This window comes from Streptomyces sp. NRRL F-5123 (assembly GCF_000721495.1).
GTDB lineage: Bacteria > Actinomycetota > Actinomycetes > Streptomycetales > Streptomycetaceae > Actinacidiphila.
Genome location: NZ_JOHY01000088.1, coordinates 1 through 18,755 on the forward strand (window position 1 = coordinate 1; position 18,755 = coordinate 18,755).

Sequence of the window (18,755 nt, forward strand, 5' to 3'; positions counted from 1 at the left end):
GTCACCGGAGCCTCCACCGCCAACGGCGCACTCGCCGAACTGTGGACCTGCAACGGCGGCAGCAACCAGCAATGGACCCTCGGCTGACACCAGCCGCACGCCCCTGCCGGTCCTCCGGCAGGGGCACGTCTTTACCCGCACGGCCGTACCGGCCGCGCCTTCCCCCCACCCCAAGGAGTGGAACCGATGCAGCATCCACACGCCTCGCCAGGCCGCGGAACGCGTAGACGGGCCCGGCCGGCCGTCGTCGTGTCATCCGTGCTGGCGCTCCTGGCCGCTCTGCTCGCCGCGGCCGTCAGCATGTCGGTGCCCGCGTCAGCCGCCACGGCGCCCGTGGTGAGCGCGTCGTCGGGCCGGTGTCTTGACGTGAAGGGCAACGTAGACACCCTGGGCACGCCGCTGGACATCTGGGACTGCGGCGGCCAGAGCGGGCAGGCCTTCGAATTCACCTCCGCCGGGGAGCTGCGGACGCTGAACGGCACGCGCTGTGCGGATGCCAACGGCCAGGGCACCACCCCCGGAACCCAGGTGATCATCTGGTCGTGCAACGGACAGGCCAACCAGCAGTGGCGGCAGAATTCCGACGGATCGATCACCGGGGTGCAGTCGGGCCTGTGCCTGGACGTGAACGGCGCGGCAACGGCCAACGGCACCGCGGTCATCCTGTGGACCTGCAACGGCCAGAGCAACCAGAAGTGGACCACCTCCACCTCCACGCCCCCGCCCCCGACCGGTTCAGGACCGTGCGACATCTACGGTTCCGGCGGCACGCCGTGCGTCGCCGCGCACAGCACCGTACGTGCGCTCTACGGCTCGTACAGCGGCAGCCTGTACCAGGTGAGGCGCTCGTCGGACAACGCGACCAGGGACATCGGCGTGCTGGCCAAGGGCGGCTACGCCGACGCGGCCGCGCAGGACTCGTTCTGCGCGAACACCTCCTGCGTGATCACGGTCGTCTACGACCAGTCCGGCCGGGGCAACGACCTGTGGTACCAGGGTTCGGCCCAGGTTCCGGGATCGAGTCAGAGCAGTCCCGCGAAGGCGACCTCCGAGGCGCTGACGGCCGGAGGGAACAAGGCGTACTCGCTCTACATCAACCCGGGGAACAGCTACTGGCGGGACGGCCACCTCACCGGTGTTCCGACCGGGAGCGCGCCGGAGGGCGCGTACATGGTGACCAGCGGAACCCACGTCAACAACGGCTGCTGCTTCGACTACGGCAACAGTGAGACGACCCGCAAGGCGGACGCCGCCGGAGCCATGGACGCGATCAACTTCGGCACCGAATGCTGGTTCGGCGGCTGCTCGGGCAGTGGCCCGTGGGTGCAGGCGGACCTCGAATGGGGCCTGTACCCGGGGGGAAGCCAGTCCTGGAACCCCAACCAGCGTGCCTTCACCAGCAAGTTCGTCACAGCGATGCTGAAGAACAACGGGAGTTCGCGGTTCGCGCTGAAGGGTGCCGACGCCCAGTCCGGTTCTCTCACCACTCTCTACGACGGCAGCCTGCCGGGCGGCTACAGCCCCATGAAGAAGCAGGGGGCCATCGTCCTGGGCAGTGGCGGCGACTGCTGCAAGCCGGGCGGCGGAGCCAATCTCAGCGCGGGGACCTTCTACGAAGGAGCCGTCGTGGCCGGCTACCCGTCCGATGCGACCGACGCGGCGGTGCAGGCGAACATCACCGCCGCCGGCTACCGCTGAGCCGGCGCCCGCCGATCGGCCCCGCACTTCGCGGGCGGCGCTGATCGCACCCGTGGTGCCGTCCCCGACACGGGGACGGCACCACGGCCTTGCGGGGCGACATGGGATGGATCTGCCCGGGTCGCACCGGCGGCCTGTTTCCCGGACGGCGGCGAATGTCCTGCTGGGGCCCCGTGTTGTACCTGCCGTGAGCGGGAGCGGCAGGCCGCGACGCCGGGAAACATCCCGCCCGTGCCTGTGAGACATCGGATGACCCTGCTACGCTCATGCGGCGCCTGCAGGGGAGTGGGGACCATTCGATGTCATTGACCGACAAGGCCATCGCCCGGATCAGGGAACTCATCCACTCCGGAGAGCTTCTTCCCGGGGCGAAACTGCCTCCGGAACAGCAGCTGGCCTCCGATCTCGGGCTCTCCCGCAACCTGATGCGCGAGGCGGTCAAAGCCCTCGTCGTCGCACGGGTCCTGGAGATCCGGCGGGGGGACGGCACCTATGTGACCAGCCTGGAGCCCGCGCTGCTGCTGGAAGGCCTCGGGGCCGCGGTGGAACTGCTGCGCGGCGACAAGCTGCTGGAGCTGATGGAGGTCCGCAGACTCTTCGAGCCGATCGCCACCGGTCTGGCTGCCGACCGGATCACCGAGGAGAACCTGGCCGGGATCAAATACCACCTGGACGCGATGACGCGCGCCGGGGACGACGTCGAGCTGCTGAACGAGCACGACGCCGCCTTCCACCGCGCCGTGGTCGCCTCCGCGGGGAACAGCACGCTGGCCACCCTGCTGGAGGGCATCTCCGGCCGCACGGTACGTGCCCGGGTGTGGCGCGGACTGGTCGACGACAGGGCCGGAGACCGGACCGTCGCGGAGCACCGGGCGATCTACGGCGCCCTGGCCGCACGGGACCGCGCCCTGGCCGAGGCCGCCGCGCTGATCCATGTGAGTACGACCGAGCAGTGGCTGCGCGAGCACCTCGACCAGGAGGGCCCGCAGAGCGGTGCGGGCAGCCACCGATGACAGCCGGACCGGAGGGACGAGAACGGTGAGGATACGCCTGGCCTACGGCGAGAGCGGGCTGGACATCGACGTCGACCCCGCCGTGACCACCGTGGTCGAGCCGGTGCACCACGAGGCCGCCCCCGACCAGGCCGCGGCACTGGTCGCGGCGCTGCGGCACCCGGTCGCCGGGCCTCCGCTGCGGGAGCGGATCCGCCCCGGGCAGACGGTGGCGATCTCGATGTGCGACGGCACCCGCCCGCAGCCGCGGCATCTGATGATCCCCGCCGTCCTGGCGGAAATGGAGGGGATCGTACGCCTCGACGACGTGGTGATCCTGGTCGCCACCGGGACCCACCGCGGCAACACCGACGCCGAACTGAGGCGGATGCTGGGCGACGACGTCGTCGACCGGGTGCGCGTCGTCAACCACGACGCACGCGACCGGAGCGCACTGACGTGGATGGGCACCCACGGTGACGAGGTACCGGTGTGGCTCAACACCGAATGGGCCGAGGCCGACGTCCGGATCACCACCGGATTCGTCGAACCGCACTTCTTCGCCGGCTTCTCCGGCGGCCCCAAGCTCGTCGCCCCCGGACTGGCCGCGCTGGAGACCGTACTCGTCCTCCACGACGCCGCGCGTATCGGCAGCGCCCGCGCCACCTGGGGCGTCACCCGCGGGAACCCGGTCCACGACGACGTGCGCGCCATCGCGGAGGCCACCGGCGTCACCTTCGCCCTCGACGTGATCCTGAACCGTGACAAGGACATCGTCGCGGCGTTCGGCGGGGACCTGCTTCCCATGCACGCCGCCGCCACCGCTGCCGCGACCCGCATGGCCATGCGCCCGGTAGCCGAGCCGTTCGACGTGGTGGTCACGACCAACTCCGGTTTCCCGCTGGACCAGAACCTCTACCAGGCGGTCAAGGGGATGTCGGCCGCCTTCCAGGTCGTGCGGCCGGGAGGGACGATCGTGTGCGCCGCCGAATGCCGCGACGGATTTCCCGACCACGGTTCCTACCGCCAGGTCCTGGCCTCGGCGGAGTCGCCGCAGGAGCTGCTGAGGACCATCGGGGCGCGCTCCGCCGGCGAGACCGTCCCCGACCAGTGGCAGGTGCAGATACAGGCCCGCATCCAGGCCGAGAGCAACGTGGTGATGGCCACGTCGTACCTGACGGACGACGAGCTGGCAGGCGCACACCTGCGGCAGACCCAGGACGTCTCGGACACCGTGGCCCGGGCCCTGGCAGCCGCCGGGCCGGGGGCGCGGCTGTGCGTGCTGCCCGAGGGCCCGCAGACGATTCCCTACCTGACGGGACCGTGACCGGAGTCCGACCGGAGTCCGACCGGACCGAGCCGACACATGAAGGGACCGCGTGGACACCACCTATGTGGATCTGGGCTTCGCCCGGGTCGACGTCGACCGTGAGGCCCGGCAGGGCGTGCCCGAGGTCGTCTACGGCCCCGGCAAGACCGCCGGGCAGATCGCCGGCATCGTCACCGCGCTGCTCCGGCACAACGAGGGGCCCGTACTGGTCACCCGTATCGGCCCCGACGAGGCCGAAGCCGTCACGCGGGAGGTGCCCGCGGGACGCTACGACGCCGAGGCACGGCTGCTGACCTGGCGTCCGGCTGCCCCCCGCCGGTTCACGCTCGGCATCGTGGCCGCCGGCACCGCCGACCGGCCGGTGGCCGCCGAGGCCGCCGCCGTCTCGACCGCGCTCGGCATGGCCACCACCGCCTGGCACGACGTCGGCGTGGCCGCGCTGGACCGCGTACTGGCCGTCAGGGACCAACTGCGGCAGCAGGACGCCGTGATCGTCGTGGCGGGGATGGAGGGCGCGCTGGCCAGCGTGGTGGGCGGCCTGGTCGCCTGCCCGGTCGTCGCCGTCCCCACATCCACCGGATACGGGGCCTCACTCGAAGGAGTCACCGCACTCCTGGCGATGCACGCCTCCTGCGCCGCGGGGATCACGGTGGTCAACATCGACTCCGGATTCGGTGCGGCGATGGCGGCGCACCGCCTCGCCCGAACGTGCGAGGGCCCGTCGTGATCTGCTGGATCAACCCCTTCTCCGGCCTGGCGGGGGACATGCTGCTGGCAGCTCTCGTCGACGCCGGAGCACCCCTGGACCGGATCGAGGAGGCCATCGCCTCCACCGGCCTGACCGGGTGGGAGCTGTCGGCGGAGCGGGTCACCACGCACGGCCTGGCCGCGGTGCGGGTACGGGTCGAGGTGACCGACGCTGCCACGGAACGCCCGGCGGGGGAGCTCCTGGAGATGGTCTCCCGCGCCCGCCCGCTGCCCGTCGCCGCGCTCGCCGTCGCGGCCCTGACCGCGATATCCACCGTGGAGGGCAGGCTGCACGGCGCCGACCCGCACGAGGTGCACCTCCACGAACTCGGCGGGCACGACACGGTCGTCGACATCGTCGGCATCGCGGCCGCGCTGCACCACCTCGGTGTCACACAGGTCGTCTGCGGCCCGCTGCCGCTCGGCGTCGGGCGCACGCGTTCGGCGCACGGCCTCATCCCCGTCCCCGCCCCGGCCACGCTGGAACTGCTCAGGGGCGCCGTCGTGACGGGCACGGACATCCCCGGCGAGACCGTCACACCCACCGCCGCCGCCGTGCTGTCGGCCGTGGCGGCGCGGTACGAGCCGCTGCCGCCCGCGGTGCTGGGGCGTACCGGCTACGGCGCCGGCACCCGGACCCTCGACGACCGGCCCAACGTCTGCGCCGTCACCGTGGCCGAGGACGTGCCGTCCGGCCGGGAGCGGGTCGCACTGCTGGAGACCAACCTGGACGACGTCACCGGCGAGACGCTGGCGCACGTGGTGCGACGGGTCCTCGAAGTGGGCGCGCTGGACGCCTGGGTGACACCGGCGGTCATGAAGAAGGGCCGTCCGGCGCACGTTCTGCACTGTCTGTGCCACCCCGGGTCGGCCGACGCCGTGCAGGAGGTGATCGCGGCCGAGACCGGCACGCTGGGCATCCGCAGGAGCGACATCTCCCGCACCGTGCTGCCGCGGCACACCGAGGTGGTCGAGGTGCGGGGAGCGGCCGTCCGGGTCAAGCACGGGCCGTACCGGGCCAAGGCGGAACACAACGACGCCGCGGCGGCGGCCGCCCGGCTCGGCCTCACGCTGCGCGAAGTGGCGGAGTCGGCCGCGGCTGCCGCGTCCCGCGAGGAGGACGGGTCATGAGCGACGTGGAATTCGATGCGGCGGAGCTGCTGCGGCAGTTCGACGGCAGGGAGTCGGTCGCCGTCGCGTTCTCCGGGGGCGCGGACTCCGCGCTGGTGCTGGCAGCCGCGGTACGGGCGCTGGGGGCCGCCCACGTCATGGCCGTCACCGCGGTCTCCGAGAGTCTGGCCTCAGGAGAGCTGGAGCGGGCCGCGGACGTGGCCGCGGCTCTGCGTGTCGTCCACCTCACGCCCAGGACCAGGGAGCTGGACCGCGCCGGCTACCGCGCCAACGGCCCCGACCGCTGCTACTTCTGCAAGTCGGAGGTCCTGGACTCGATCAGCAGGATCGCGGCCGAAGCGGGCTTCCGCCACGTGGCCACCGGGACAAACGCCGACGACGCGGCCGACCCCTTCCGGCCCGGTATCCGGGCCGGAAGCGAACGCGGCGTCCTGACCCCGCTCCTGGGCGCCGGCCTGACGAAGTCCCGGGTGCGCCGGCTCAGCCGTCACTGGTCCCTGCCCACCTGGGACAAGCCCGCCACTCCCTGCCTGGCCAGCCGAGTCGCCTACGGACTGCGGATCTCCGGCCCCAGGCTGGCCCGCATCGACCAGGCGGAGGCAGCTGTACGGGCCAGGCTCCGCACGGCGGGCGTCGAGGTGACGGACCTGCGGGTGAGAGACCTCGGCGGCAGCCGGGCACGTATCGAGGTTCCGGCAGGTGCCCTGCCTGCCGTAGCCGCGGTTCCCGGCCTGTGCGACGTCCTGGCGGCCACCGGCTTCGACGCGAGCGCGGTCGAGGTGACCGCGTTCCGCTCCGGCGCGCTGAACGACACGCTCGGCACCGCTCACGACGCCCCGCGGCCGTCGGACGCGGCCGACCCCTCCGCCCGCCCCGGGAACGCTGCTCCCCGGTGACGGGGGAGCGGCGCGAACGCCCCGGCGTCCGGGGCCCCCGACCGGTCCGTGGCAAGGCGAGGGCCGTCCTCGGCCCCACCAACCGAGGACGGCCCTCTGCGCGGCGGCAGTCCACCTGGACGAAGGATCCAGGCGCTCCAGGACCGCCGCCGCGAGATCTCGCGTCGAGTGCTCCGCGGGACCGCACGGTGCCCGGTGTGCGGGCCCCGCTCAGCTCCGCAGACTCCACTGCTGGTTCGAGCCGCCCGTGCAGCTCCACAGCTGGATCTTCGTGCCGTTGGCGGTTCCCTGGCCGGAGGCGTCCAGGCACAGCCCCGACTGCACACCGGTGATCGTGCCGTCGGAGTTGACGTTCCACTGCTGGTTCGCCTGGCCGTTGCAGTCCCAGATCACCGCGGCGGTGCCGTTGGCCGTTCCCTGGCCGGAGGCGTCCAGGCACTTGTTGCCGTAGACCACCAGTTGCTTGCCCGACGTGTAGGCCCACCGCTGGTTGCTACCGCTGTTGCAGTCCCACAGCTCGGCCTGCGTGCCGTTGGCGGTCGTGGAGTTGCTGATGTCGATGCACCGGTTGGACTGCCGGCCCACGATCTGCTGGTTGCCCGCCGGCGGGCTGGTGGGGGGCTGGCTGGTGGGCGGCTGGCTGGTGGGCGGGGTGGAGGAGTCGAACTGCGTGAAGAACTTCCACACCTCTCCCGAGGTCCAGGTGTGCCAGCCGTCGCCGGTCGACCCGTCGATGGGGCCGGGGTCGTGGCCCGCTCCGTCGAAGGCCGCCCACACCACCGGGTACCCGGGCTTGCACCCGGAGTAGGTGGTGATGATGTGCGTCAGGCTTCCGTAGGCCGGCTCCGGCGGATTCTGCGGGGTGCAGCCGTTGTTCCTGACGAACGTGTCCCGCAGCGAGCGCCCGGAAGCGATCGGCAGGACGTTGTCCCTGAGCCCGTGCAGTCCCATGTACGCGACGGGCTGGGTGCCCCCGCTGCAACCGCTGAGGTTCGCGCCGGAGTACACGGCGACCGCGCGGAAGACGGTGGGCCGTGCGCAGGCGAGCGCGTACGTCATCGCTCCGCCGTAGCTGAACCCGGCCGAGAACAGCTGTGCGGAGTCGACGCACAGGCCGGACTCGATCTGGCCGACCATGTCGTCGACGAAGGTGACGTCCTGCCCGTTGGTGTTGGCCCAGCCGTTGTTGAGGCCCTGGGGGGCGACGAAGATCGTGCCGTTGTTCGCGGCGTCGGCGAGGCGCCTGAGCCCGTAGTAGGACCAGTTGTAGCCGTCGGTGCCGCCGGAGTCGACGTCGTTCATGGTGCCGCCCACCCAGTGGAATCCGAAGACCAGCCGGTAGGGGCGGTTGCTGTCGTAGTTGGCGGGGACCCTCAGGATGTAACTGCGGTTCTGGCCGCTGCTCTGGATCGTGTGCGTGCCGCTGGCCAGTGTCGGAGCCTTGCCGCAACCTGCTGTGGCCGCGGCGGCCCTGACGGCGGTGGGTGACTCACCCGTGCCGAGTGTGGTGCTCAGCGCGGTGCCGGCCGCAGCCACGACCAGAGCCAGCGCTGCCAGAACGGGCACGAGGAAAGATCTGCGTCTCATGGGCGCTTCCTTCTGTGGGGGGACAGCAGCCGCAGTTGCGCCGGTTCGTAGAAGAGTGAGCGCTAACATCTCAACCCGGCACGAAGACGGCTCTTGCTGGAGGGAGATGGGATGTCTTTGGGGAACGGGGGCAGCCTGCATCACCCCGCACCCACTGTCAACCCTTATCACAAACGGCCGGATCGGGCGTCGCACCCTTGACAGACCTGAGGAGTTGAGAGCACCGTCTGACCCCGAAACATTCGGGCAATCCCACTTCCGGACGCCACTTTTCAGCTCGGCACGGTTGTGAGCGCTAACGCTTCAGGTGAGTCCCCCACCCACCACAATCAGCGGGTCCTGCGGCCGGAACTCCGGCTCCGGCCGCAGGAGACCTCCCACCCTGCGAAAGGAATCCACTGTGTCAGCACTCCGCCTGTTGTTCCGGCGAATGCGAGGCTCGACCGTCGTGCTCCTGGGTCTTCTCCTCGCCGGCGGCGGCATCGTGGGCACGGGCGCGTCACCCGCCCAGGCCGCGACCTCCATCACGATCAACGGCGCCTCCGGCGGCCGGACCTTCGACGGGGTCGGCGCGATCAGCGGCGGCGGTGGCAACAGCAGACTCCTGATCGACTACCCCGACCCTCAGCGAGGCCAGATCCTCGACTACCTGTTCAAGCCCGGCTACGGCGCGTCCCTGCAGATCCTCAAGGCCGAGATCGGCGGAGACACCAACTCCACCTCGGGCGCCGAGCCGAGCCACCAGCACACCCGCTCCGACCTGAACTGCAACCGCGGCTACGAGTGGTGGCTGATGGAGCAGGCCAAGGCACGCAACCCGAACATCAAGCTGTACGGGCTGGCCTGGGGTGCACCGGGCTGGATCGGCAACGGCAACTTCTGGTCCACGGACATGGTCAACTACCTGGTCTCCTGGCTGGGCTGTGCCAAGCAGCACGGGCTGACCATCGACTACCTCGGCGGCTGGAACGAGCGGGGCTACAACGTCTCGTGGTACGAGCAGCTGCGCAGCGCGCTCAACAGCAACGGCTACTCGGGCGTCGAGATCGTCGGGGCCGACTCCGACTGGACCATCGCCAACGACATCAACTCCAACTCCGCGTTCGCCGCGTCGGTGGGTGCCATCGGCACGCACTACCCCTGCGGATACCGGTCGTCCCAGTCCAGCTGCAGCGTCCCGGCGGCAGCCCTCTCGTCCGGCAAGCAGCTGTGGGCGAGCGAGAACGGGTCCGACGACTACAACGGCGGCGCCCAGGCGGTCGCACGCGGCATCAACCGCGGCTACATCGACGGGAAGATGACGGCCTACCTCAACTGGCCGGTCGTCGCCGCGATCACGCCCAACCTGCCGTACCCCACCATGGGACTCGCCCTGGCCTCGCAGCCGTGGTCCGGTTCCTACTCGATCGGCAAGAACGCCTGGGTGATGGCGCAGACCAGCCAGTTCACCGCCCCGGGCTGGAAGTACCTCGACTCGTCGAGCGGCTACATCGGAGGCAACCGCAGCAACGGCAGCTACGTGTCGCTGAAGTCCACCAACAACTCCGACTACTCCACGGTCATCGAGACGGTGGACGCCGGCAGCGCCCAGACCCTGAACTTCACCGTCAGCGGAGGGCTGTCCGCGGGGACCGTGCACGTGTGGTCGACCAACCTCAACTCCAGCAACCCGGCGGACTACTTCGTGCACTCCGAGGACGTCACCCCGTCCGGCGGCAGCTTCAGCGTCACCGTGCAGCCCGGCCGCGTCTACACTCTGACCACCACGACCGGCCAGGGCAAGGGAACCGCCACCGGCCCGGCCCAGGGCTCGCTGGGGCTGCCCTACAGCGACTCCTTCGACAGCTACCCGGCCGGTACCGAGGCGAAGTACCTCATGGACTGGCAGGGCGCCTTCGAGACGACCGCCTGCGGCGGCAGCCGCAGCGGGACGTGCGTGCGTCAGATGAGCCCGCAGAAGCCGATCACCTGGGACGCGCTGTCCGATCCGCACGCCCTGCTCGGTGACGTGGGCTGGAGCAACTACACCGTCTCCTCCGACGTGCTGCTGGAGCAGTCCGGGTACGCCGACCTGCTCGGCCGCGCCAACTCGCAGGACTACACCACCACAGGCGGCCTGAACGCCTACCACCTGCGGGTGGCCGACACCGGCGCGTGGTCGATCCTGAGTTCGAGCACCAGCGGAAGCGTCACGACCCTGGCCCACGGCACTGTCGCGGCGCTGGGCACCAACCGGTGGCACACCCTGGGTCTCACCTTTGCCGGTTCGACCGTCTCCGCGGTGATCGACGGCGCGGCGGTCGGCTCCGTCAACGACTACACCTTCGCCGGCGGGCAGGTCGGCTACCAGACCGCCCAGACCGAGACGGCCCAGTTCGACAACCTGTCCGTCACCCCCGGCAGCGGTGGCGGGAACGGCGGCACCACGTCCACGATCGTCGGCGTCGCCTCCGGCAGGTGCGTGGACGTGCCGAACCAGTCGCAGACGGCCGGCACCCAGGTGGAGCTGTGGGACTGCAACGGCGGCAGCAACCAGCAGTGGACCAGTACCTCCTCCCACGAGCTGCGGGTCTACGGCGGCGACTGCCTCGACGCGTCCGGCGCGGGCACCGCTCCCGGCACGAAGGTGGACATCTGGGCCTGCAACGGTGGCAGCAACCAGCAGTGGACGGTCAACGCCAACGGCACCATCACCGGTGTGCAGTCCGGTCTGTGCCTGGATGCCACGGGCAACGGAACGGGCAACGGCACCCTGCTGGAGCTGTGGACGTGCACCGGGGCCGGCAACCAGAAGTGGACACGCGGCTGATCGGGGACCCGGCCGAACGGCTCCCCGACCAGCGAGATGACCTCGACAAAAACCAACCCGAGAGGCTCGGCATGTCTTCCTCTTCCCCGATCAGCCGGCGCAACCTGCTGGCGGCGGCCGGTGCGGCAACGGCCTTCGGACTGCTGCGGTTCGCTCCCGAAGCCGCCGCGACGGACGGACCCGGCAGCTACAGCGCCAGTTGGTCCTCGGTGGACCAGCACCCCCCGGCCCCGGCCTGGTTCCAGGACGCGAAGTTCGGGATCTACTACCACTGGGGCGTCTTCAGCGTTCCCGCGTTCGGGAACGAGTGGTACCCGCGCAACATGTACATCGGCGGCTCGGCCGAGAACCAGCACCACATCGCCACCTACGGCGACCCGTCGGTGTGGCCGTACAACAACTTCATCGACGGCGCACGTGACAAGGCCGGCAACTTCGTGCAGTTCGCCCCCAAGCTGGCCTCGCAGGGCGGCAACTGGGACCCGGCCGCGTGGGCGGCGCTGTTCAAGGCCGCGGGGGCCAGGTTCGCCGGGCCCGTGGCCGAGCACCACGACGGCTTCTCCATGTGGAACAGCACGTCCAACCCGTGGAATTCGGTTCGGCACGGTCCCAAGCTCGATCTCGTCGCGCAGCACGCCCAGGCCATCCGCGGCCAGGGTCTGAAGTTCATGGCCTCCCTGCACCACGCCTACCACTTCAACGGCTACTACGACCACGTGCCGTCCCAGTCGGACCCGACGCTGCGCATCCTCTACGGCCAGCAGGGGACCGCCGCGGAGAACCAGCTCTGGTACAGCAAGCTGGTCGAGGTCATCGACGGCTACCAACCCGACCTGATCTGGCAGGACTTCGACCTGGGCCTGGTGCAGGAGTCCTACCGGCTGCAGTTCCTGGCGTACTACTACAACAAGGCCGTCTCCTGGAACAAGGACGTCGCCGCGACGTACAAGGACGGACTGGACAACAAGGGCGAGGTCTTCGACTTCGAGCGCGGTGGACCGGCGGGTCTGATGACGCCCTACTGGCTCACGGACGACAGCATCTCCTCGTCCAGCTGGTGCTACACGGTGGGCATCGGCTACTACTCGACGCAGGCGCTGCTGCACGCGCTGATCGACCGCACCGCCAAGGGCGGCACCATGCTGCTGAACATCGCCCCGATGGCCGACGGCACCATCCCCTCCGGCCAGCAGACGGTGCTGCGCGGCATGGGGGACTGGCTGGGCCGCTTCGGGGAGGCCGTCTACGGCACGCGCTCCTGGTCCAGCTACGGCGAGGGCCCGACGGCGATGGGCGGCGGGTCCTTCAGCGGCCCCAAGGCCGGCGTCGCCAAGGACGTCCGCTTCACCCGCAGCCAGGACAACAAGGTGCTGTACGCCACGTCCCTGGGCTGGCAGGGCGGCACCATGACCATCACCTCGCTCAGCTCCAACCAGTTCAACATCAGCAGCCTGACCAGCGCCCAACTGCTGGGCAACAGCGCGGGCAGCTACATCAACCTGCCCTCGCCGACCCAGGACGGCTCGGGCCTGCACCTGTCCATGCCCTCCTCGAACGCCCCCTTCGACGCGCTGGCCTACACCGTCAAGCTCACCTTCTCCGGCCAGATCCCCGCGCTGGGCGGCGGCGGAACGGGGACCGGGTACGTCAAGATCGCCAACGTCACCAGCGGACTCGTGCTGGACAGCGGTGGCAACGTCGCCTCCGGCTCCAACCTCAAGCAGTGGAACTACGACGGGAGCAGCAACCTCCAGTGGCAGCTGGTGGACCTCGGCAACGGCTACTACCGCATCGTCAACCGCACCAACGGCATGGTCGCCGACAGCTGGGGCAACACGGCCAACGGCGCCCCGGCGCGGCAGACGACATGGAACGGCGGCAACAACCAGCAGTGGTCCCTCGCCAGTGTGGGCAACGGCCGCTACCAGATCGTCAACCGCGGAACCGGCACCGCCCTTGACGGCGCCGGCAGCACCACGGCCGGCTCCACCACGGAGCTGTGGGCACCGAACAGCAGCACCAACAACCAGTGGACGATCAGCGGAGTATGACCGTCCCGGCGTTCGGTCCGGGGGTGTGCCCGTCACCGGAGAGTGGCGCACACCCCCGGACCGAACGCCCCCGTCCGAGGGCCGGGGTGCCCGGTCGCAGGAGGAAGCAGATGAGAAGAAGAGCACAACCGGGCCGTCTGGCCGTCGCCGCGGCCGCCGTGCTGGGGCTCGCCGCCCTGCTGGTGATGCCGACCGCCGGCCATGCTGCCGCAGGGGAGTCACTCAGCGTGGACCTGAGTTCCTCGCGGGGACCCTCCACCGGAGTGGGGGAGGGTTTCCTGTACGGGATCACCCAGGACGGCACGCAGCCGGCAGACCAGTACCTCCAGCCGCTCGGGATCAACGCCTTCCGCGGAGGCGGCTGGTTCTCCGGCGGGTGGATCAAGGACAACTACACCTACGGCTCGGCCACCAAGGCCGACATCGCATCGATCACCGCACAGGCGGCCAGACTCACGCAGCCGCCCTACCACGCCCAGTACCAGGTCATCCTGAGCGACCTGTGGGGCAACAACGGCGGGCAGCCCTCGAACGAGGTGTACCCGTGCGACAACGGGAACTGCTCGAACTGGGCGAGCTTCATCGACAGCACCGTGGGCGCCCTGCAGGCGACGGGCCTGCCGTTCGCCTACGACATCTACAACGAGCCGGACATCTCGGTGTTCTGGACCCGGGGGATGAACAGCACCCAGTACTTCCAGATGTGGGACACCGCCTACCGCGAGATCCGCCGTGTCGCCCCCAACGCGACGATCGTCGGTCCCTCCCTGGCCTTCACCCCGCAGAGCAACCCGGGGGAGTGGAACACCTGGCTGGCCCACGTCAAGTCGGCCGGGACAGTCCCTGACATGATCACCAACCACGACGAAGGCGATGTCGACGACCCCGTCACCGTCTCGCAGTCGCTCAACAGCGCGCTGTCGGCGAACGGCGTCGCCGCCCGGCCGCTCTCGGCGAACGAGTACCAGCCCGCCGACCGGCAGACGGCCGGCGTGACCGCCTGGTACCTGGCACGGTTCGCACAGTCCGGGTACACCAACGCCATGCGCGGGAACTGGTCGTGCTGCATGACCCCGAACCTGACCGGGGTCCTCACCCAGAGCAACGGGACGTGGCAGCCCAACGGGAACTGGTGGGCGCTGCGCACCTACGCCGACATGACAGGGACGCTCGTCAACACGTCCGGCCAGGTCGGCTCGACCGCGATCTCCGCGTCGAAGGACAGCACTGCCGGGCGTGCGGTGGCGGTGATCGGTGACAGCAACGGCTACACCGGCACCGCCTCGGTCACGTTCAACGGCCTCGCGTCGGTGCCCTGGCTGTCGAACAACGGCAGTGTCAACGTGACCGTCGAGAGGATCCCGGACCAGTACCCGCTCAGCGCACCACAGGTGGTGTACAACCAGAACCTGAGCGCCTCGTCCGGGTCGGTCACGGTCCCGGTCACCTTCCAGGCAGCGCACGACGCCTTCGCCGTCTACGTGACGCCGGCGGGTTCGACGGGCGGGAGCACCAGCGGTGAACTGCACGCCGTCGGCGCGGGCAAATGCCTGGACGTGCCGAACGCGTCGACGACGGCTGGTACGCAGCTGCAGATCCGGGACTGCTCGGGCGGATCCGGCCAGCTCTTCACCCGCAGTTCGTCGAACGAGCTGAGCGTCTACTCGGGCAGCAGCCGGATGTGCCTGGACGCCAACGGCAAGGGCACTACCGCGGGCACCAAGGCCATCATCTGGACTTGCAACGGCCAGAACAACCAGCAATGGAACGTCAACGCCAACGGCACCGTCACCAGCGCCCTGTCAGGGCTCTGCCTGGACGTGACCGGTGCGAGCACGGCCAACGGGGCGCCGGTCGAGCTGTGGGACTGCAACGGCGGCAGCAACCAGCAGTGGTCCCTCGGATAGAACCGTGCCGCCGTCGCGCGGGAGGCAGCGGGGTGACCCGCCCTTCCGCGCGACGGCCGTTCCGGGGCCGCCCGCACCTGCGTTGGCGAGGACAACGCATGCGCAATCCTGCACTCTCCCTTGACCGGTCGGGTGGATCGCTCCTACGTTGTGCGCTGAGCAAACCATTGCTCTGTGAGCGCAAAGCAATGCCGCGCCGGTCGACAAGCAGCCGGTGGAAGGGGTGGCCCGGTCTCCGGTGGCGCCCGCGGCGGTCGCGGCCTTTTCCCCCCACTTCTCCGGAAAGGTGTCTCATTCATGCGTGGACCTACACGCTTCCGTCCTCCTCGGCGGCTGGCGGTCGCTGCCGGCTTCGGGGTCGCTGCGCTGGCTTTCAGCTCCGCCACCTTCGCCGGGGCGCCCGCCCATGCGGCGGCGTCTCCCTCCACCACCTTGGTTGTTAACGCTAACCAAGTGCTGCGGCCGGTCACCCACGTCGCCACCGGCAGCCTCTACGGCCTCGCCAACGCCAGCACGCCGGCCGACAGCCTCGTGCAGGCGATCAAGCCGAACACCTTCGTCCAGAAACCGCAGGGCGGCCACCAGCAGGGCACCGGCGACGTGCTCACCGTGGCGCCGAAGGCGGCCCGTGCCGGCGCGAAGGTCGTCAACCGGCTCTCCGACTACTACGCGGGCTGGCCCTACCAGTTCAACTGGAGCAACTGGCTGTCCGTGGTGGACGACCAGATCGCGCAGACCAAGGCCTCCGGCATCACGAACCTGGCGGCGTACGCGCCGTGGAACGAGTCCGACAACACCTGGCTGTCCTCGAACGGGACCTTCGAGGACTTCTGGACCCGGACGTACCGTGAGATCCGCTCCAAGGACTCCACGACCCCGATCCAGGGTCCGAGCTTCTCGGACAACATCGGCGACATGGACAACTTCCTGAAGAACGCGGTCGCCACCAACACCGTGCCGGACATCATCGCCTGGCACGAGCTGATCCGCTCGTCGAAGATCGCCGGTGACGTCGCCACCGTCACCGCGCTGGAGAGCAAGTACGGCATCAGCCCGCGCCCGATCGCGATCGAGGAGTACGCCGCGCCCGCCGAAGTGGGCGTCCCCGGCGCGCTGGTGGGCTACATCGCCAAGTTCGAGCGGCTGGGTGTCCACGATGCCGAACTCGCCTTCTGGAACCAGTCCGGAGCGCTGGGCGACCTGCTCACCGGGCAGGGCGGAAGCCCCAACGGGGCGTACTGGCTCTACAAGTGGTACGCGGACATGAGCGGCTCCATGCTCGTCACCACGCCTCCGGCGCAGACCGGCATCGACGGTGCCGCCTCGCGCAACAGCGCCGGCAACGAGATCGACGTGGTGGCCGGTGGCGCTTCCGGCGACTCGGCGGTGACCGTCAACGGTCTGAACGCGCTGTCGGCCTTCGGCTCCACCGTTCACGTCAAGGTCGAGTACACGCCGTCCCCCGGGCGTACGGTCGCGGTCTCCGGTCCCACCACCGTGTCGGAGTCCGACTACGCCGTGAACAACGGGACCGTCACGGTTCCCGTCTCGATGAACAGCGCCTACGGCTACCACCTGGTGATCACACCGTCGAGCGGTGGCACGACGCTGGACGGCACCTACCAGATCGCCAACAAGAACAGCGGTCTCGCCCTGGACACGCAGAACGAGGCCACGGGGCAGGGCACTCTCGTCGACCAGGCCACGCCCAACAGCTCGGCCACGCAGAAGTGGACGCTGGTGTCCGCCGGTTCGGGCCTGTACAAGATCCGCAACCAGGCGAGCGGACTCGTGCTGGGCATCACCAACATGAGCACATCCGACGGCGGCACCGCGCTGATCTGGGGCGACAGCGGCACCGCGGACCACCTCTGGCGGCTGAACCCGGACGGAACCGGCTACTACAAGATCGTCAACAGCAACAGCGGACTGCTGCTGGGTGTGCAGAACATGAGCACCAGCAGCGGCGCCCAGGTCCTGCAGTGGGACGACAACGGCACGGCCGACCACCTGTGGAAGCTCAACCCGCGCTGAGCGCGGTCCCCGCCCCGCTCGCCGGACCTGACCGAGCGCCACTGCGGCGGCCCGGTCGGGCCCCGGCGACCGGGGCGGGTCCCCTGCCTCCCGGGACACACCACTGACCGGTGGTCACGAAAACCGTTGCTCACGGTGTTTCGCACGTCCGCCGTCGTCGGCGGGTCCCTCCTCCGGGTCGTGAACCCGCGCGGAGCGTCCGCCGCGGTCCGGTGTCACCGCGGGCCGCGCAATGCTGAGCTGCGGCGTTCCGGTCCGTCAGTTTCCGGCCCGGTACTTGACGCCCATGTCTGTGAGCGCTAACAATGGCCGCACCAGTGGATCGGAGAAGCATGTCGCAAACTGCGTCGAGTCCCGGACGGCGCCGGGCGCCCACGATGGCGGACGTGGCCCAGCGCGTCGGGGTGTCGCATCAGACGGTTTCGAGGGTTCTGAGCAACCACCCCAATGTACGTGAGTCGACGCGGGCGGACGTGCTGCGGGCGATCGAGGAACTGGGTTACCGGCGGAACTCCTCGGCGCGGGCGCTCGTGACGCGGCGCACCCTGACACTGGGTGTGGTGGCGTGCAATCCGACCCTGTTCGGCCCGGCCAGCATGCTGTTCGGTCTGGAGGAGGCGGCCAGGGACGAGGGATTCATGGTCTCGGCCGTCACGTTGCGCCGCTACAGCGCCAAGGCTCTCTCCGATGCGATCGACCACCTCAGCGAGTGGGGGGTGGAGGGCATCGTGGTGATCGTCCCCCACCGGGCCGCGGTCGCGGCCCTGGCGGAACTGCGGCTGCCCTTCCCGGTCGTGACCGTCGAGGGCGGCCACTCGCTGCCGATTCCGGGAGTGTCCGTCGACCAGGACCTCGGCGCCCGCCTTGTCACCAGCCACTTGCTGAACGCCGGGCACCGGACCGTCTGGCACGTGGCCGGCCCGTCCGACTGGCTGGAGGCCGAGGCCCGTGTCCGAGGCTGGCGCGACACGCTGGAGGAAGCCGGCGTCGAAGTACCTCCGCCGCTCGTCGGCGACTGGACGCCGCTGTCCGGCTACCGCGCCGGGCAGGAACTGGCGGGCCGGGTGGCCGCGAACGGCGCCCGGCGTCGTCCGTCCGACGTGACCGCGGTCTTCGTGGCCAACGACCAGATGGCGCTGGGCGTGCTGCGGGCCTTCCGTGAGGCGGGCCTGTCCGTGCCGGGACAGGTGGCGGTCGCGGGCTTCGACGACATCCCGGAGGCGGAGTTCTTCGCGCCGCCGCTCACGACCGTACGGCAGGACTTCGCCGCGGTCGGACAGGCCAGCATCCGGCTGCTGGTCAGCCGACTCGAGTCGAGCGGAATGCCGGACGACGAACGCATCGTGATCGAACCCCGGCTGATAATCCGCCGCAGCAGCACTCCTTCCTGAGCCCACTCGTCCCTATGGGGAAGTTCCGGCCGGGTGCCGGAACTTCCGGCGTATCTGGAGACAAAGATGACAACCGATCCAGCCGCGGTCACCGTCGGTATCGATTTCGGGACGCTGTCCGGGCGTGCTCTGGTCGTGGCCGTCGAGGACGGTCGTGAGCTGGGCAGCGCGGTGCACGAGTA

At 69.9% G+C, this 18,755-nt stretch carries 13 protein-coding genes; 12 read left to right on the plus strand and 1 reads right to left on the minus strand.

The features are described 5' to 3' along the window. From IH54_RS45115 to IH54_RS0136925, 7 genes are all read left to right on the plus strand, one after another. Positions 1–87 (plus strand): RICIN domain-containing protein (locus IH54_RS45115; RefSeq protein WP_159011917.1); only part of this gene is annotated, 87 nt, incomplete at its 5' end. Between the two features lie 174 nt (positions 88–261). Further along, complete coding sequence (locus IH54_RS0136900; protein WP_031525451.1) at positions 262–1,698, plus strand: arabinofuranosidase catalytic domain-containing protein; 1,437 nt, start codon at positions 262–264, stop codon at positions 1,696–1,698. 299 nt (positions 1,699–1,997) lie between these two features. After that, entirely contained in the window at positions 1,998–2,711 is a 714-nt protein-coding gene (locus tag IH54_RS0136905; protein WP_031525454.1) for a FadR/GntR family transcriptional regulator, read from the plus strand. A 25-nt stretch (positions 2,712–2,736) separates the two neighbouring features. Continuing rightward, positions 2,737–4,017 (plus strand): nickel-dependent lactate racemase, encoded by a 1,281-nt coding sequence (larA, locus tag IH54_RS0136910; protein WP_031525457.1) that lies wholly within the window; start codon positions 2,737–2,739, stop codon positions 4,015–4,017. A 52-nt stretch (positions 4,018–4,069) separates the two neighbouring features. Next, the gene (gene larB / locus IH54_RS0136915; protein WP_199923524.1) at positions 4,070–4,747 is read left to right on the plus strand and encodes a nickel pincer cofactor biosynthesis protein LarB; all 678 of its coding nucleotides are present in this window, start codon (positions 4,070–4,072) and stop codon (positions 4,745–4,747) included. Further along, complete coding sequence (gene larC, locus IH54_RS0136920; RefSeq protein ID WP_031525460.1) at positions 4,744–5,898, plus strand: nickel pincer cofactor biosynthesis protein LarC; 1,155 nt, start codon at positions 4,744–4,746, stop codon at positions 5,896–5,898. The genes larB and larC overlap by 4 nt, the downstream gene beginning before the upstream one ends. Continuing rightward, positions 5,895–6,794: an ATP-dependent sacrificial sulfur transferase LarE gene (locus IH54_RS0136925; protein WP_063762446.1), complete on the plus strand. Its 900-nt coding sequence runs from the start codon at positions 5,895–5,897 to the stop codon at positions 6,792–6,794. Before larC ends, IH54_RS0136925 begins: the two co-directional genes overlap by 4 nt. Positions 6,795–7,004: 210 nt before the next feature. On the opposite strand, the gene IH54_RS0136930 is transcribed toward IH54_RS0136925, so the two are convergent. After that, complete coding sequence (locus tag IH54_RS0136930; protein WP_031525464.1) at positions 7,005–8,381, minus strand: ricin-type beta-trefoil lectin domain protein; 1,377 nt, start codon at positions 8,379–8,381, stop codon at positions 7,005–7,007. 400 nt (positions 8,382–8,781) lie between these two features. Here IH54_RS0136930 and IH54_RS0136935 point away from each other — a divergent pair, with 400 nt between their 5' ends. The 5 genes from IH54_RS0136935 (at position 8,782) to IH54_RS0136955 (ending at position 18,573) form a co-directional block, all read left to right on the plus strand. Next, complete coding sequence (locus IH54_RS0136935) at positions 8,782–11,190, plus strand: ricin-type beta-trefoil lectin domain protein (protein WP_031525466.1); 2,409 nt, start codon at positions 8,782–8,784, stop codon at positions 11,188–11,190. A 71-nt stretch (positions 11,191–11,261) separates the two neighbouring features. Next, positions 11,262–13,241 (plus strand): alpha-L-fucosidase, encoded by a 1,980-nt coding sequence (locus IH54_RS0136940; protein ID WP_031525468.1) that lies wholly within the window; start codon positions 11,262–11,264, stop codon positions 13,239–13,241. Positions 13,242–13,351: 110 nt separating this feature from the next. Then, on the plus strand, positions 13,352–15,148 hold the full coding sequence (locus tag IH54_RS0136945; protein WP_031525471.1) for an RICIN domain-containing protein: 1,797 nt from the start codon (positions 13,352–13,354) through the stop codon (positions 15,146–15,148). A gap of 453 nt (positions 15,149–15,601) precedes the next feature. Further along, positions 15,602–17,182: an RICIN domain-containing protein gene (locus tag IH54_RS0136950; protein ID WP_234344237.1), complete on the plus strand. Its 1,581-nt coding sequence runs from the start codon at positions 15,602–15,604 to the stop codon at positions 17,180–17,182. 332 nt (positions 17,183–17,514) lie between these two features. Further along, positions 17,515–18,573: a LacI family DNA-binding transcriptional regulator gene (locus IH54_RS0136955; RefSeq protein WP_031525476.1), complete on the plus strand. Its 1,059-nt coding sequence runs from the start codon at positions 17,515–17,517 to the stop codon at positions 18,571–18,573. Positions 18,574–18,755 lie beyond the last annotated feature (182 nt).